The organism is Mucilaginibacter ximonensis (assembly GCF_042686265.1).
GTDB lineage: Bacteria > Bacteroidota > Bacteroidia > Sphingobacteriales > Sphingobacteriaceae > Mucilaginibacter > Mucilaginibacter ximonensis.
The window spans coordinates 682,367-698,406 of the sequence record NZ_JBHUPD010000003.1 but is presented as its reverse complement, the minus strand read 5'-3'; the positions used below and the strand labels follow the sequence as shown (position 1 = coordinate 698,406).

Annotated in this window: 11 protein-coding genes and 1 other RNA gene; 5 read left to right on the top strand and 7 right to left on the bottom strand. The window is 44.2% G+C overall.

Annotation, left to right across the window (positions count from 1 at the left end):
- Positions 1 to 224: 224 nt before the first annotated feature.
- A complete protein-coding gene (locus ACFS5N_RS17055) occupies positions 225 to 2,165 on the top strand; it encodes an endo-alpha-N-acetylgalactosaminidase family protein (protein ID WP_377188387.1) in 1,941 nt (646 codons plus the stop codon).
- Here the strand turns inward: ACFS5N_RS17055 and ACFS5N_RS17050 are convergent, their stop codons facing one another.
- The gene (locus ACFS5N_RS17050; RefSeq protein ID WP_377188384.1) at positions 2,166 to 3,464 is read right to left on the bottom strand and encodes a sialidase family protein; all 1,299 of its coding nucleotides are present in this window, start codon (positions 3,462 to 3,464) and stop codon (positions 2,166 to 2,168) included. It abuts the gene before it with no gap.
- A gap of 82 nt (positions 3,465 to 3,546) precedes the next feature.
- Positions 3,547 to 4,059 carry a DinB family protein gene (locus ACFS5N_RS17045; RefSeq protein WP_377188381.1) on the bottom strand — a complete coding sequence of 171 codons (513 nt, stop codon included), beginning with the start codon at positions 4,057 to 4,059 and terminating at the stop codon, positions 3,547 to 3,549.
- Between the two features lie 99 nt (positions 4,060 to 4,158).
- Here ACFS5N_RS17045 and ACFS5N_RS17040 point away from each other — a divergent pair, with 99 nt between their 5' ends.
- Complete coding sequence (locus ACFS5N_RS17040; protein ID WP_377188378.1) at positions 4,159 to 5,676, top strand: L,D-transpeptidase family protein; 1,518 nt, start codon at positions 4,159 to 4,161, stop codon at positions 5,674 to 5,676.
- Between the two features lie 128 nt (positions 5,677 to 5,804).
- Here the strand turns inward: ACFS5N_RS17040 and ACFS5N_RS17035 are convergent, their stop codons facing one another.
- The 4 genes from ACFS5N_RS17035 to ACFS5N_RS17020 form a co-directional block, all read right to left on the bottom strand.
- A complete protein-coding gene (locus tag ACFS5N_RS17035; protein ID WP_377188375.1) occupies positions 5,805 to 6,605 on the bottom strand; it encodes a murein L,D-transpeptidase catalytic domain family protein in 801 nt (266 codons plus the stop codon).
- A gap of 186 nt (positions 6,606 to 6,791) precedes the next feature.
- Entirely contained in the window at positions 6,792 to 7,367 is a 576-nt protein-coding gene (locus ACFS5N_RS17030; RefSeq protein WP_377188371.1) for a nitroreductase family protein, read from the bottom strand.
- A gap of 20 nt (positions 7,368 to 7,387) precedes the next feature.
- On the bottom strand, positions 7,388 to 7,891 hold the full coding sequence (locus tag ACFS5N_RS17025) for a hypothetical protein (protein ID WP_377188368.1): 504 nt from the start codon (positions 7,889 to 7,891) through the stop codon (positions 7,388 to 7,390).
- A gap of 10 nt (positions 7,892 to 7,901) precedes the next feature.
- Complete coding sequence (locus tag ACFS5N_RS17020) at positions 7,902 to 10,334, bottom strand: alpha-ketoacid dehydrogenase subunit alpha/beta (RefSeq protein ID WP_377188365.1); 2,433 nt, start codon at positions 10,332 to 10,334, stop codon at positions 7,902 to 7,904.
- A gap of 350 nt (positions 10,335 to 10,684) precedes the next feature.
- Here ACFS5N_RS17020 and ACFS5N_RS17015 point away from each other — a divergent pair, with 350 nt between their 5' ends.
- The 3 genes from ACFS5N_RS17015 (at position 10,685) to ssrA (ending at position 12,995) form a co-directional block, all read left to right on the top strand.
- Complete coding sequence (locus ACFS5N_RS17015) at positions 10,685 to 11,101, top strand: DUF1573 domain-containing protein (RefSeq protein ID WP_377188362.1); 417 nt, start codon at positions 10,685 to 10,687, stop codon at positions 11,099 to 11,101.
- Positions 11,102 to 11,259: 158 nt separating this feature from the next.
- On the top strand, positions 11,260 to 12,501 hold the full coding sequence (locus tag ACFS5N_RS17010) for a pyridoxal phosphate-dependent aminotransferase (RefSeq protein WP_377188359.1): 1,242 nt from the start codon (positions 11,260 to 11,262) through the stop codon (positions 12,499 to 12,501).
- Positions 12,502 to 12,625: 124 nt separating this feature from the next.
- Positions 12,626 to 12,995, top strand: a transfer-messenger RNA (tmRNA) gene (gene ssrA, locus ACFS5N_RS17005).
- Positions 12,996 to 13,585: 590 nt separating this feature from the next.
- Here the strand turns inward: ssrA and ACFS5N_RS17000 are convergent.
- A complete protein-coding gene (locus ACFS5N_RS17000; protein ID WP_377188356.1) occupies positions 13,586 to 15,994 on the bottom strand; it encodes an outer membrane beta-barrel protein in 2,409 nt (802 codons plus the stop codon).
- Between the last annotated feature and the right edge of the window lie 46 nt (positions 15,995 to 16,040).

Below are 16,040 nucleotides of genomic sequence, written 5' to 3'. Positions count from 1 at the left end.
TGAAACACCAATTTACTGTTATAAACTGATTATCAGTTTTTTAAACAAAAGCAGTGAAACACTTTGAAACAGTAGCAAAGCTTAAGGTAAAGCTTGTAAACCCCTGCTCATAAATACTATATGACTTTTTACTGCTTTCTGCTAAAATGCAGTGAAACAGTTAAAATGAAACACCTTTATTTTAAATATTGTGGTAAAGCGCTTAACTTAGGTTAAGCATCTGCATGAAATATTTTCTCCTTTTTGTCTGGTTGTTAATGACCGGGCAATTATTGGCGCAACAACCACGGGTTTCTTATCCCTTTGGCAGGGACCTTTCACAGACCATGACCTTTAAAGTGATGCTGCGGTGCGCCACGCCCGACCAGGTTTCAAATCTCGATCTCGGCGCCGTTTTAAAATATATCAGGCAACTGGACAACATTACCCGCGGGCTGCCCAAAATTGTGATCCTGGGCGGCTACCAGCAAGACGGGCATGATCATCAATATCCGTGGTGGTTGCCGGCAGATACCACATTGTTTGCTCCCGGCGGACTAAAAGGAAAAGCTGCCCTATACTGGCTCATAAAAGAAGCCGCTAAATACCATACCCATTGCACCTTCCACGTTAACCCGTTTGATGCTTATATGGAAAGCCCGCAATGGGGTTTGTATGCCGGTAAAGACCTGATCTGCAAAGAAAAAGATGGAAGCTATGTAAGGGGCCCCAAATGGTGGGGGCGGCAATGTTATTTTGTTGATTTGGTGAATGAGTGGAGCACGGGCGTTACCAGGCAACGTATTGATGCTTTCATAGCGGCCTTTCCGCAATTGAAAGAAACAGGCGTGCTTTACTTTGATAACATCACGCAGTATCCGGCAAGCCCGTATCATAATCATACTAAGGACGACCAGCGCAATACCATTAAACAGATAGCGCTTTATCTCAAAGACATATACGGCATACAACTAATTGCCGAATATGGCGATAAACAGCTATACGGCTATTTGTCGCAGGGTATTACCTGGGACTGGGGCGAATACTCGCTCGGCGTAAACCCGATGGAGGTACCGCCTTATTTGATGTGTGGCGGACGCGACATCGCTCATGATAAACTATTGAACCAACAACTGGATATTAAACCGGCCCTGCAGGTGTTTGGCAGCAGCGTTCAGTTTGAGGATATCCAGTTTCAACGACACCCCGAACGAGCGCAGCGTGAGTTTACGCATCATACCCTCACCTACTTTAACTTAAACCGATTGCTGCGCGAAAAATATTTGGTGAATGATGGCGCATACACAGCCTGTTTTTCTGACAATACCGGTAGCAGCTATAAAGACAGCCTGCAAACCATTACGCAGGACGGCCATCTCATTAAATCAGGCTATGACGTTTTTATGCCGGTTTACTGGCTCGATCATTTAGAGATGATGAGCTACTCCCTGAATGGGGCGACACATACCTGGACATTCCCTAAAAGCTGGGACAAAATAAAACGTGCGGATGTCTATCTTATCAAACCCGATACTATCCTGCTCAAAGAAACTAACCGGGCTATACATAATCACACCATAACCCTCAAAATGAATGCCGGCGAATGTGTAAGTATCGTTCCACATGGTACAGACATCAATAACATTCGCACCATCTATCAGCTACCCGCCTCGGGAGCGACAACTTTTAACGGCGTCGACAGAAAAACCAAAGGCAATTGGGTTGGGAAATATGGAAAGTTAGGTTATGATATTGTTGGCGGCGAACGCAAGCTACCGGCGGGCATCAGCCTAAATTATATTGGCAATAGCCCTGAAATCTTAACACCAAACACAACAGATAACAGCGCTTTATATGCATCGGCCAAAAAACAAAACCGCATAGCCGCGGGTAACACGGCGACCTTACATGAGCTTATAGATATCAAGATCAACGACCACGCCAGGAAAAAGATATCCCTGTATGTACTTGATTGTCAGCATCAGCACCGGCAAATGCTCGTAGAAGCAATTGACCCGATAACCAAAAAGGTGTTAAACTATAATATCATTTCCAACTTTGACAACGGTATCTATCTCAATTATAACATAAGCGGGCATGTACAACTGCGCTTAACGCGATTTTTTTACGATGGCTTTAAAAACCCGGGATATCCTACCTTTTCGGGGGTGTTTTTTGATAATTAATCACTTCAACTTCCAATGGCTGCTCATTAAACAAGCCGGCTCACCGGCTTTTGGCGCCTGGTAATAAACCGTTAATATAGAACCATCGTCCAGTTGCGCGCTTGATGGATAGCCCAGATCAGCACTATCAGCAGTGCAAAGGGTAATTTCGTTCTGATAATCCCAGGTAGCGCCTTCATCTTTACTGATACACGCCCGCTCGCTATACGGCTGTTTACGCACGCCATACACCAGCAACACCCAGCCATTGCTTAGCTGTTTTAAATGTGGCGGATAGCCCCATATGCCGGTGCTTTTCATTACCGACCAGGTTTTGCCACCGTCCAAACTTTCAGACTGTAGTAAAAAGCATTGCGTACGGTCTTTCGGTTCATTGCGTATCATGGCAATCAATTTTCCGGATTTGAGCTCAACTACGTGGGGCTCTGTCAATGAGGATTGCAAACCTTCAGGCTTTTCAATTTTGCCGGTTACCATCCAGGTGCGGCCATCGTCGGCCGACCGTTCGACAATGATACCTGCTTTGCCCTGGTAAGTGCCCGTTGCAATATATAGCAAATCGCCGTTTTTTAATGCTATGGGGCCGTGCGGAGCAGTGCCATTGGTGCGGCTTGGCGACAGCCAGGTTTTGCCGCCGTCTTCTGATCGCCTTGTCCAGTTGCCCAGCAATTGCTTTTTAGTTTCAATAGGAATCTTTTCACCAATGCGCGCATATTTGGCGTAAGTAGCGCCTCTCGACGGATCTTCAAAAGCCAGCGAAGTGAACCAACTCATTACCAGGGTTCCTTTTTTCGTCTGAATGATACCTGCGTCGCGGTCATCTAACGCCGTGTTGTTAATAATGGCGGGGCTTGACCAGGTCTTGCCGTTATCGTCAGATATAATTACCTGTGTTTTTCCATAAGGACAAACATGCGAATCGCGATCGCCTGAAAAAACAACAAATAATCTGCCTGTGTTGCTTTTAAGAATAGTTGGCCACCCCAGATAACGGTTAGGCTCCATTACTAATCCTTTGCTAACCAGATGCCCGTTAACGTCCAGCTCATTAGTAAGTGAAATTTGGAAGCGCCCGGGTTCAACGCAAATTGTTTTGTTTTCAAGCACCTCAGCTATCTGGTTTACCGGCAAGGCATTTTCCTTAGGTGTATTGCCGATATTTGGGGTGCCTGAAGCTTTTTTATAATCCAGATTTGCAGCTAACGTACTTTTAGGCATCAAACCTATGGCCGATGCAGCACCGGCAAGTTCCACAAACTTACGGCGGCTTATCTCTGTGTTGGTTTTCTTCTCTTGCATAATGGTTGGCTATATGAGGTTAGCGGGCAGCATACCAAAATACAAAATTGCCGGGCGGAATTTAAAATATGTTTTACCGCTTTTATCCTCTTAACATTCTGGCGGTTACCAAAAGCTGGCCGAGGTGCCGCATAATGTGCTCGGCAGCATGGGTGTAAAGCCCTATAACTGTCGATGGTAATTTAGCGCGTCCAACGGCCCGTTTGTCAGTCAGCGTAATTTCGTCAACACTACTTAACTGCGTGATAGCATCGTCAACCTGCCGGTTAAAAATTTCCAGTAAAGTGTTTACACTGTAGCCTATTTCGGGCATTTGTCCTTCAAGCGACAGTTTATGGAGCTGGTGTTCAGTTAAAGCTTCACTGCGTGCATAGGTAAACAGGCGGTCGAGCACGCCGGCCATATGTTGCAGGTGAAAACCCGGCGAGGCCATGCCCACCGGCGTTACCCACAATAATATCTCCGGGAAATCGGCCATTAAGCGGTTAACCTCCTCCCGCGCTTGCAGTAAAGCGTGGGCAACAGGCTGTAACAACGGCGAAATACCTTCCAGCGGCCCGCGGAGCCAAACCTCCAACTTTCTATCGTTTTCCATAAATATTTTTATTAAGCATGTTTTTTCAGCAAATATTATGCGCTTATTTAATTAAATGGTATAGGTATTGCAATAATCGACGCGTTTAATTTAAACTCTATGATAACAAGTACAAAAACCTACATCAAACTATGTATAATGCTCCTGGCGGCCGCCTTACTTTTTCCCGGCTGTAAAAAAAGCCGCTCAGATATGGGGCAGACCCTTTACAAAAAAACTAAAAATAAAGTTTTTAAAGATGTTACACCCGATGGCCTTGCCGAGGTATTTCAAAAAGTATTGGCCGACGAAAAGCATAACCTTACTTACGGTACATTTATCAGCAATTTTTACGAGCAAAACGGCTATGATCCGGTTTTTGTGATGGATCATATTTTCAACAAAGACCTGAATACAGCGGTGACCTATTACCAAAATGCCGCACAACACGGTCTGGATCCTGAATTATTCAAAGCGTCAGAGATTGCGCAATTGGTCAATAAGTTTTATGATAAGAAAGGCATTAAAACGCTTGATGAAGCATACCATGACATTGCCGAACTGGAGATATTATCGGCCAATTCATTGCTGCGGTACTCAAATGCCTTGCAATATGGTGTGATCAATCCAAAATCTATCTATGTGCGGTATTACATCCCTACACCAAGGCCTGATACTAATGGCATGACTAAAGTTTTCCAGGTTACAGACCTCAAAGCCTACCTGGACAGCATTCAGCCAAAATCGCCGGAATATATTACGCTGCAAAAAGCTTTAGCTGCGGGTAGTGCAGCAGATGGTTTTTCGCCGGAAGAAACTAAACGTTTGCTAATTGTTAACCTTGAACGTTTAAGATGGCGGAACATGCCTGATGCCGGTAAATTCGTCAAAGTAAACATCCCGGCGTTTCAGCTTGATGTGATGCAGAACGGCAAATCGGCACTAAACATGAAGGTTTGTGTAGGCCAGGGCCGCAACAGTAATTATAGCGAATCGTTAATGAATTATAGTGATACCGGTAAAACTGACAAACCGAACCGCCACTCTACACCTCAACTAAGCAGCCTGATACATAGTGTGGAGGTGAACCCGGTTTGGAATATTCCGCAAAGTATAGCCAATAAAGAGATTATTGTAGAAGCGAAGAAAGACCGCTACTACCTGGAAAACAAAGGCATTAATGTTTATAAAGACGGTAAACTGGTTGACCCGGATGACATTGACTGGGATACCGCTACGGCTGCTGATTATGAGTTTAAACAAAAGCCCGGTGATGATAACTCGTTAGGGAAAATTAAATTTTTATTCAATAACCAAAGCAGCGTCTACCTGCACGACACTCCTGCTAAAAATGCGTTCGGCATGTCAATGCGCGCCATCAGTCACGGCTGCGTTAGGCTTGGCGACCCGAAAGGTTTGGCGCTGAATTTATTTGGAGAAGGACCAAAATTCGACCTGATATCAAAAGATATGGAACTGGATAAACCTGAACCAACCTCAGTTACACTCAGTCCTAAAGTGCCTGTGCTTATAACTTATCAAACTGCCTGGACTGACAATTCAGGTAATTTAAAAGCAGCCCGCGATGTATACGGGTTGGATATTGTGCTATATAATGCACTGGCGACGTTGAAATAGCAGCTTTGCAATTTTAGCTATCGCTATAAAACAACAAGGTGCCGAATCAACCAAACGTTATAAAATAATAAGGCCCGCAAATACTTGCGGGCCTTATTATTTTATAAAAAACTACAACGAAAAAGTTCTTACAATTTCGGCGACTCGATCATGGCCTGGGTAGTAGTATCAGGCGTCGTAAAGTTGGCAAATACAGCTTCGTTTAAATATTTTGAAGTGTAGTTGCTGCTGTTGCCATTGATAAAAAACACCGACTTACCTTTAATGGTATTAATTACCTGGTTGATTACCATTGGTGATACCGCAGGGCAACCAAAGCTACGGCCTAAACGACCCATAGCCGCTATAGTACCCTCGCTAACATACGCAGCAGCATGAACAACCACGCCCCGTGAGCGTGCATTGCTGTTAAAACCTGCATCCAGGCCATCCAAACGCAGCGAACGGCCATGTTTACCAACATAAACGTCGTCGGCAAGGTAAAAGCCTAAACTGCTTTGATGCGACTCGTTAGTGTCAGAAAAACTGGTTGCCATTTCGTCGCCACTACCCCTACCGTGGGCCACCCAGGTGTTTAACAATAGGTGCTTGTTCAATAAGTCTATGATCCACATGCGTTTTTCGCGGCTTGATTTGGTAAAGTCAACCACGGTGATAACCGAGTTATTTTGAGCCAGATTATTTTGCGCCTTAATGTTAAAGTAACCTGTCAACGCTTTCTCAAAAACTTCCAGATTTAGCCCGCTTTGCTGCAAACCTGCTGTCTGGTAAACCGTGCTTACATACTGGTTAAATAATTCTTTAGCAGTAGCGTTATGTGTAACCGTTAAATTTTTAGAATTCTTTATCGTGCGAACCGGTGTCCAGCTTATAACACTCATCAATAAAATGATTAGTACGCAGTTAATCCACCAAAAATGTTTTCTCATACTTTATTGAGTTTAAAATCCAATAGTTAATAAAAAATCGGCAGTGAGTTGGTGTAATTGGTAATACAAATATACGCAATTTTTACTATTAAATAAATTTTATTAACACCTATTTAAATTCTGACAAAACAATTATATATCAGCTAAATTATACCAGTTTACGAAACACCTTGTAATTAGTTAGGCTCAGGCCCATTTAATTTTCTCGCTTAATGGTATCCTGCGTATGCCTTTAGGCTGCTCGTCGGCATAGCCCAGGTATAGCACGCCCATTACCTCATCTTCATCGCCTAAGTCTAAAAACGTACGCATTGCAGGTTTTAGTATCATGCCGCCTGTGCCCCAGTAAGATGCAAAGCCGGCGGCTGTAGCTCCCAGCAAGATATTTTCGATAGCGCAAGCCGTCGCAGCAATTTCTTCAAAAGCGGGTATCTTAGGCAGGCTACCGCGTTTCATTACCACAACAATAACATGCGAGGCTTTATCACCCTGGTGAGCCAGGTTGTCATAAACGCCCTGGGCAAATTCTTCAGTCGGGGTGTTTTGCTTGTAAAGCGCCGCGTGTGCACTGCAAAAGTCAGCGGGGTTAGCGTAAACCACAAAGCGCCAGGGCTCGGTCAATCCGTGGTTGGGTGCCCAGTCGGCCAGTTCCAACAGTTGAGTAACTTGTGCATTATCTATTTTTTGGCCGTTCATCATAAACGGCTTTATGGTGCGACGATTTTTAATTACGCCGGCAACAATTTCAAAATTTGTATCCATAAGAATTTGTAAGATTTAATTTAAGGTTCGATTTCCAACAGGTCATCGATAAATAATTTGATCCGGTTCAAATCGGCATTGAAAGTAACTACCGGCAAGGCATAACCCATCATCAACACACAAATACAAGCAATTACAGCGTCTTTGTAATGCCCGATGATGAGATCATTTCTTTTAGAAAAAGCTATGGTAGCCACTATAGCCAGCAATACCAGGCCCAATAAAAGCATTGAACTTAGCCTTGCATTGAGCTCGACACGATATTTATACGCATCGCCGGCTGACGCACCTATCAAAGCAGCTTCAGGTTTAAATGAACGCGAATGCGACCCAAATTTAAAGCTGGATGATTCTTTGATGTAAATAATACCATTCAAATAATGAATGACAAAATCCTCCTCACCTGATAGCTCAATTTTTTGCCTGATTTGCTCAGGCGATAATTTACTGACCAGTTCATACTTGATGTACGGCCACCAAACCATACCGGCTTCATTGTTATTTCCGTGGGTTTGTTTGCTCACTAAGCCGCGTTTAATAGACAGGAGGATATTTTCCCGGATTACTGTCGCTCATCATACTGTACACCAGCTCCACAACGTCATCAACCGATGGCTTGGTGAAATAGTCGCCATCTGATCCATACGGAGGACGATGATCTTTAGCAGTTAACGTCCGTGGCGGCGCATCAAGCGCGTAATAGCCTTTTTGGGATTCCAAAATATTGCGCAGGATATAAGCGGACGCCGCTCCCGGTAAATCTTCATCAACCACCAAAAGCTTATTGGTTTTATAAAGCGAGTTTCCGCAAACATTATCAATATCAAAGGGATATAAAGTCTGCGGATCGACGATTTCAATGTAGACACCTAATTTCTCAAGTTCAATTGCGGCTTCCTGAACAACACGCAAGGTAGAGCCGTAAGAAACGACGGTCATGTCAGAGCCTTCGCGCAAAATCTCAGCTTTACCTAATGGCACCGTAAAATCGCCTACGTTAGCCGGTAATTTCTCTTTCAGGCGATATCCGTTCAGGCATTCCACCATAATAGCAGGTTCGTCACCGCGCAATAAGGTATTATACATGCCGGCAGCCTGGGTCATATTACGCGGCACGCATATATGTAAACCACGCATTGAACTCAGCATAATACCCAGGGGCGAGCCTGAGTGCCAGATACCCTCCAGTCTGTGGCCCCGGGTACGTACAATAACAGGCGCTTTTTGCCCGCCGGCTGTGCGATAACTCAGACTGGCCAGATCATCGCTTAAAACGGTTAAGGCATAAAGAACATAGTCCACATACTGAATCTCGGCAATAGGTTTCAGTCCGCGCATAGCTAAACCTAAGCCCTTACCAATAATAGCCGATTCGCGTATACCGGTGTCCATAATACGCAACCGGCCGTACTTGGCCTGCAAGCCGGCAAAGCCCTGGTTTACGTCACCAATAGCGCCAACATCCTCTCCAAAGGCAACTACACGCTTATCGCGGGTAAAGTTGGCGTCAAAGCAGGCATTTAATACTTCGCGGCCGTCAATCAGCTGCGCGTCGTCTGTGTACTGCGCGGGCACTACCGGTACGTTTAACGGCGAGTCGGGCGAATTACTGAATAATTTTGAGTTATAGCGATCTGCATTTTTTTCGTTTTCAACTTCCAGCCAATTGCTCAGCATATTTTTTTCTGCAGAAGTTTCTGAAACGGTTAACCGCAGCGCTTTACGTGCGGCTGCTGTGGTATCTTTTCGCCCCGGATCTACACAAGCCAATAACTCGGCATTAATAGCATCCAGTTCATTTTTAAAAGCTGAAACCTGCGCCAGTTGATCAATGAGGTTTGAAACCTCGTCTATCTCGCCTTTAACACGACTTAGCAGGTCGTTCCAGGCTTCACGCTGACATTCGCGTACATATTTTTTAGCGCTGTCTTCCAAAGCGCTAAGTTCATCCTCAGTAATAATAGCCGACTCGAGCATCCAGGTGCGCATTTGCAGCAGGCAGTCGTACTCATTCTCCCAATCGAGACGCTCCTTGCTTTTGTAACGCTCGTGCGAACCCGAGGTTGAGTGGCCCTGGGGTTGGGTCATCTCAATTACGTGTATCATTACCGGCACATGCTCTTTGCGGCACATGGCTATAGCACGTTCATAAGTTTCGCAAAGGGCCACGTAATCCCAGCCTTTTACTTTAAATATCTCGAAACCGTTGGTGCCTTCTTCTCGCTGAAACCCTTGCAGAACCTCAGAAATATCGCCTTTGGTGGTCTGGATATCAGCCGGAACAGATATCGCGTAAGCATCATCCCAAATAGAAATAGCCATAGGTACCTGCAGCACGCCGGCAGCATTAAACACTTCAAAGAATAAACCCTCAGAAGTAGCTCCATTGCCGATGCTGCCAAAAGCCACCTCGTTGCCACTAACAGAAAAATTATCAAGCGCTGATAACTCTTTATTCTCGCGATATAGTTTTGAAGCAAATGCCAAACCCAGCAACCGTGGCATGTGGCCACCGGTGGTTGACATATCAGACGAGCAGTTCATGCTTTCTACCTGGTTTTTCCAGCTGCCGTCCTCATTAATAAATCGTGTTGCATAATGACAGTTCATCTGCCTGCCGCCTGATGATGGCTCAACACTGATATCAGGATTAGCATATAATTGCGCAAAAAACTGCTTCAAGTTGCTCATGCCCGTAGCAAACATGAAAGTTTGGTCGCGGTAATAGCCCGCACGCCAGTCGCCTTTTCTAAAGGCTTTAGCCATGGCTATCTGGGCAACTTCTTTACCATCGCCAAAAATGCCAAACTTGGCCTTGCCCGTAAGTACCTCACGGCGGCCTATCAGGCTGGCCTGCCGGCTCTCATAAGCTATACGGTAATCATTAATTACTACGTTCTTGAAATCATCAAAACTTAGTTCAGTAAGATCAATTTTACTGGTACCAGGATTTGTAGTTTCGGGCATAAGCGTATATTTAGTCTGTAAAATTAAAAAAATCTATTTGGTTATTGATATAACCCTCTATCAAAACAAGCGCTTTATGGTATAGTTTTTTTTCAGCAAAGCAGATGTTTCGGCGCGCCGCGGTTAAGTGCAATACCTACCCCTGTTTTGGCAAACATATAAAAAGTATTTAATGGTGCAATGCTGCCTCACTAACTATGGCGCGATATTTACATTTGTAAAAATCTTGTGCTAAACTCTAACAAAATGACTGTAGGGCCGTATAAACCACAAAAACAGTTCATTAATTTTAAAATGAACAGCAATGGTTTAGTTAAACCTTTTATATTTGTAATAATCAAACATACGTTATGAAAAGATTTATTTTAATGTGCGCAGTAGTTTTAGGATTCGTTGTTAACGCCTCAGCACAAGACAATGCCCAGGACGCTAACAAGCCTGAATTTAAATTTAACGAAGAAAAGCACGACTTTGGCAAAGTACCTCAAGGTACGCCTGTTACCACTGTATTTACTTTCACCAACGTGGGAAATGACCCGTTGATTTTAACTGAAGTAAGACCTACCTGCGGTTGCACCATAGCTGACTATACTAAAACACCGGTTAAAAAAGGAGCCACCGGTAAAATTACCATTACTTATAATGCGGCTGTAGCAGCGCCATTCAGCAAAACTATTGTGGTTACCAGTAATGCAAAAACCCCACAAAAATATTTAACTATCGTAGGCGAAGTTGTAGCCAAAGCGGCGGCGACAGGTACCAGGTAGTGATTATAGCTTAACCCTTTAATCTCTACAGAATAAAGGGTCAGTAAACAAAACAAAAAAGACCCGAATATTCGGGTCTTTTTTGTTTATATGCAATTTAATTATACGCTAAATCGATTTATTCAAAATAAAATTCATCTTTTTTCTATTTTTGCCAAATGCCAAGTATATCGCGTAAGGGACAGCGGATGCCCGCTTCCCCGATCAGAAAATTAACACCCTTTGCCGACAAAGCCAAGCTTGACGGAAAAACAGTATACCATTTAAATATCGGACAGCCGGATATCGAAACCCCGACGGGTATGATTGAGGCGGTTAAAAATATAGATTTTAAAGTTTGGGCTTACACCGCGTCTGAAGGTACTTTATCCTATCGCCAGCAATTAGCTAAATATTACAACAGAAACGGCTACAATATCACTACCGACGATATTATTGTAACTACAGGCGGTTCAGAAGCAATATCGATCACCTTCATGACCTGCCTGGATGCTGGCGACGAAGTGATAGTGCCCGAGCCATTTTATGCTAACTACAACAGCTTTGCCAGCCAGAGCGATATTGTTGTAAAGCCCATACTGTCTCACATTAGTAACGGTTTTGCCTTGCCGCCTATCAGCGAGTTTGAGAAAACCATTACCGACAAAACCCGCGCTATTTTTATTTGCAGCCCAAATAATCCGACAGGCTACCTGTACTCGCGCGACGAAATGGAGACACTCAAAGCGCTAGTATTAAAACATGATCTTTATCTTTTTGCCGACGAGGCTTACCGCGAGTTTTGCTATAACGACCAGGAGTTTGTGTCGCCAATGCATCTGGACGGACTGGAAGATAATGTGATCATTATTGATACCATGAGCAAGCGTTACAGTGCTTGCGGCGCACGCTTGGGTTGTATTATTACCAAGAACAGAAAATTCTGGGAAACAGCTATCAAGTTTGCGCAAGCGCGACTAAGCGTAGGCCTGGTTGAGCAGATTGCCGGCGAAGCAGCTATTGACACGCCTGACGAGTATTTCGACCGCGTAAAAGCTGAATATACGGCCCGCCGAAATACCGTAGTTAATGCGTTAAACAACATGGAAGGTGTATTTTGCCCTAATCCCGGAGGTGCGTTTTATGTAATGGCTCAATTACCTATTGACAACTCTGACAAATTTTGCCAATGGATGCTGGAAGAGTTTAGCTACGAGAACCAAACTGTAATGATGGCCCCTGCAACCGGCTTTTACAGCACACCCGGTGCCGGTTTGAATGAGGTTAGGTTAGCCTATGTGTTGAACAATAACGACCTGGCAAAAGCCATGGTATGCCTGGAGGAAGCTTTGAAAGTTTATCCGGGACGGGTTGAAGCTGAAAGCGTAAAGCCAAAGCTGAAAGCGTTTTGTAAAGCATAAAGCTGGAAGCGCCCATTTGACTTACCATTACATTGGAAACGTTTTAAAGGCTTAGCAATTGGCTTGAGTTTTGTATATTTGTAATCGCTTTAAGCTTTATCCTTTCAGCTTTTGGCTCATTAATGGGGTCGACCGGAATTGACAGGATGGAGATAAGTATGTAAGCATGCAGCGCGTTGGATGAATTAGCGCTTTAATCTGAACATTCAAAACAATAATTGGCGAAAATAACTACGCCTTAGCTGCCTAATTTAGAATTAGCATAGCTTTTGTCCCGCCGGTTCTGGTTTCATTGGGCCGGCATCCGGGGCATCGAACAAATGAAAATAGCTGATTGTAAGGTGCGAACAACCGGCGAAACAAAGCACCTAAGGAAGACGGTACAGGTAAGCTGCTCACCTTCCCCTTCCCGACAATTAAAGAGACGCTAAGCATGTAGAAAGCGTACCTTATACCATGTTTGGACGAGGGTTCGAATCCCTCCGGCTCCACTTAACGGGAATGTTTAGAACCACATTCCCGTTTATTTTTTACTTTTATAAGTAATTGATATTTAGGTATATTTTCTATAATTCCATTTGAAAAATTGCATAATCTCATTCATTTTTTGCGAGGGTTGATGAGAATTGAACCGCATCAGGACTGCATTTCAAGCCATTCTTAAGCAAATTGAAAAGCAAAAATTTAACGATAGGTTTGAACCATAGTTGAACAGTTTTCAAATTGGGTATCAAAATGCTTAAATATTAGCTTTATAATTTATGCATAACGAGGATATCAAAATTGTAAAAGCCATTATTGAAGGAAGACCGGAGAAGCGTGTAGCAAGGAGTGTGCAGAACAATGTACAGATATGCTTGACCTTATCGCTGAAATGATCGTCGAAATTATTGAGCAGGAAACGATATATGCTGCCAAAAGTGAGGCTGATGGTCACAATCTATAGCCTACTTTAGAAGACAAGATTAATATGAAATGAACGCAATCCGATTGCATTGTTTCTCAGTGCAGTCATGCTGTTTCCCCAATTTGCGATTCTCATTAGATTTTCCACCAAGTATTTCAGGCGAGTGTCTGTATAATGTCAATTCCAGGCTCTTTTCTGTTCTTCTTCTGAGCCTGATCTGTTTTGTGTTTTAGTGAGTTTACCGTTACCAAAGCGATAATTGAAGGTCAATAAAAATGCACGGGAATAAACGTAGGAATAACCGGATTGATTCAGATTGAGATAACGGTCGCTGCTACCTCGGCTTTCGGTGTTTAATATATTGTTTGCGTTCAGGCTGAGCGAACCCTGTCCATGAAACAATTTTTGTTTGGCAGCGAGGTTTAAAACCGAATAGGCGCCAAAAATAGAACCTACGAACTGCCGTCGTGATTCATACTCAAAATCGGCTTCTAAGGATAATTTATCACTCAGGCGGAAACTGTTATTAGTCACCAGGTCAAGCGTGACAAACCCTTGGTCGTCAAAACTGAAGCCGTTATTAGCGGTGCCGTTAAACAGGTTACGGTAAAAAGTGGCGGTGGTGTTGGTGCTGAACCATTTGGCCAGCTCTTTATTGAAACTGAGGTCTATATTCCAGGAATGCGCAAGCGGTATATTGGTGGGCATGCGGGTAATGGTTATTTTATCGGAATCTAGATAGTATAAGGTGCGCAGATAATTACGGTCAATATCATAAGCCGCCGTCACAAAAAAGGTGTTCTTCCATGACCAGGTCAATTCCGTATGCCAGTTGATGTCCGGTTTGAGGTTCGGGTTCCCCTGGAAAGAAAGCGTTGCCGAAAGCGGCCGTCTGAAAGGCACCAGCTCGTGATAATCCGGCCGGTCGGTCCGTTTCCCGAACTGGAAATTTAAGGTATTATGCTCATCGATCTTGCCGTTAATAAAAACAGTCGGGAACAGTCCGAAATAGTTTTGATGGAAGGAAGCGGCGTTGTTTAACTGCTCACCGTTCATGACTGTTTGTTCGGCCCTTAAACCGGCTTGCAGGGTTATTTTTTTGTACGGGTGATTAAAATTGATATACGCCGCGTTAATGTTTTCAATATTCACATCATGATTGCTTTGATAGGGGGCTTCGACGTTTAGCCCGCCCGACCGGTTATAATAAATGCTATTGTTCAGGGTTTTGACATAACTCGATTTTAGGCCCGTTTCTATTTTGCCGTTCCCCCGTAAGGGCAAAACATAATCTGTCCTTGTCCCGAAAACATGTAGCGTCCGCATTTCGTCGATAAATACGTCACTACGGCTCAAAAAGTTCCCCGATGGGTCATAGTTTAACCCTGTATTGTACTGGCCGGGCCGGTAATGATAGTCTGAGTAGTCCGCATCAACAGACCACTGCCTGTTGGTCGTATCCGGCTTATGCATGAGTTGAACCCCGGTCGTGAAATTCAACGGCTTGTCGATGTTCAGCGCGTTAAAATTTTCGCTGCCGATTTTAACCCGGCTGCTGTCTGCGGTGGTTAACATCGAGGTGAGGTTATTGTTGGAACTGCGGTCAGAGATACTGCCGGTCAGCGTCAGCGTGGTTTTTTTTGAAAGATAAAGGTCAAGGCCCGCTGAGGAATTGTACGCTTCGTTGACGGTCGTCGCCTGGTTAGTCGTGGTTTGTTCGGAAGCTAAAGCGTTGCCATTCATAATGTCACTGGTGCCGTAACTGGCGGTATAACCATTGCTATAACCGTAGCTGTTATTCAAATACAAATTATACCTGTCTGTTTTGAAATTGAGCACCAGGCTGCTGTTATAACGACTGTAATGCGGACCCAAGCCGGAGCTGGCGGTGACATTTCCGTTAAATCCGCTTTTGGTGTTCTTTTTCCGGATGATGTTAATGATACCGCCAGCGCCACCGGCATCATATTTGGCCGATGGATTGGTCATGATCTCGATCTTCTGTATATCCGACGAAGGTGTATTAGTTAACAAACTAGCCAGGTCATCGGCCGACAAAAATGTTGTTCGCCCGTCGATCGTGATATTAACACCCGATTTGCCGTTGAGCGTGACCTGTCCGTCGGACGATACTTGTACACCCGGTATTTTTTTCAATAACTCCAACGCATTGATACCTGTATTGGCGATGTTTTGCTCCACGTTGACTACGGTCCTGTCGATTTGTTTTTCGAAAAGCGGTACAGTAGACCGGATAGCTACTTCTTTTAAAGTAGACTGCGAAGATTTCAAACTGAAATCCATCGTTTGATTATTGCTGACACCAACGCTTGCCATAAAAGTTTGGTAACCTACTGAACTGACCATCAGCACATAATTTCCCGGCTGGATAGCAGTCAGCGTAAAAAGTCCAGCGGTATCGGCCACGGCACTTTTATACAGTGTAGAATCCGGTAATTGTTTTAAACGGATTATGGCCGATGGTAGAGGCAATTTTTGTTCATCGCTGATCTTCCCTTTCAGGCTGAACTGGGCATCGGCGAACAGATAATTAAAGAGAAAGAGCAGGCAAAACAGGTATTTCATACGGTCGTTTTTGCGGCAAGGATAAGCTCTTCAAACACGCGCGCGT

Bases quoted from the DNA above. Each gene is read 5' to 3' on its own strand.
- ACFS5N_RS17040 (WP_377188378.1), top strand. From the start codon at position 4,159: ATGATAACAAGTACAAAAACCTACATCAAACTATGTATAATGCTCCTG.
- ACFS5N_RS17035 (WP_377188375.1), bottom strand. From the start codon at position 6,605: ATGAGAAAACATTTTTGGTGGATTAACTGCGTACTAATCATTTTATTG.
- ACFS5N_RS17050 (WP_377188384.1), bottom strand. From the start codon at position 3,464: ATGCAAGAGAAGAAAACCAACACAGAGATAAGCCGCCGTAAGTTTGTG.
- ACFS5N_RS17010 (WP_377188359.1), top strand. From the start codon at position 11,260: ATGCCAAGTATATCGCGTAAGGGACAGCGGATGCCCGCTTCCCCGATC.
- ACFS5N_RS17020 (WP_377188365.1), bottom strand. From the start codon at position 10,334: ATGCCCGAAACTACAAATCCTGGTACCAGTAAAATTGATCTTACTGAA.
- ACFS5N_RS17030 (WP_377188371.1), bottom strand. From the start codon at position 7,367: ATGGATACAAATTTTGAAATTGTTGCCGGCGTAATTAAAAATCGTCGC.
- ACFS5N_RS17015 (WP_377188362.1), top strand. From the start codon at position 10,685: ATGAAAAGATTTATTTTAATGTGCGCAGTAGTTTTAGGATTCGTTGTT.
- ACFS5N_RS17055 (WP_377188387.1), top strand. From the start codon at position 225: ATGAAATATTTTCTCCTTTTTGTCTGGTTGTTAATGACCGGGCAATTA.
- ACFS5N_RS17045 (WP_377188381.1), bottom strand. From the start codon at position 4,059: ATGGAAAACGATAGAAAGTTGGAGGTTTGGCTCCGCGGGCCGCTGGAA.
- ACFS5N_RS17000 (WP_377188356.1), bottom strand. From the start codon at position 15,994: ATGAAATACCTGTTTTGCCTGCTCTTTCTCTTTAATTATCTGTTCGCC.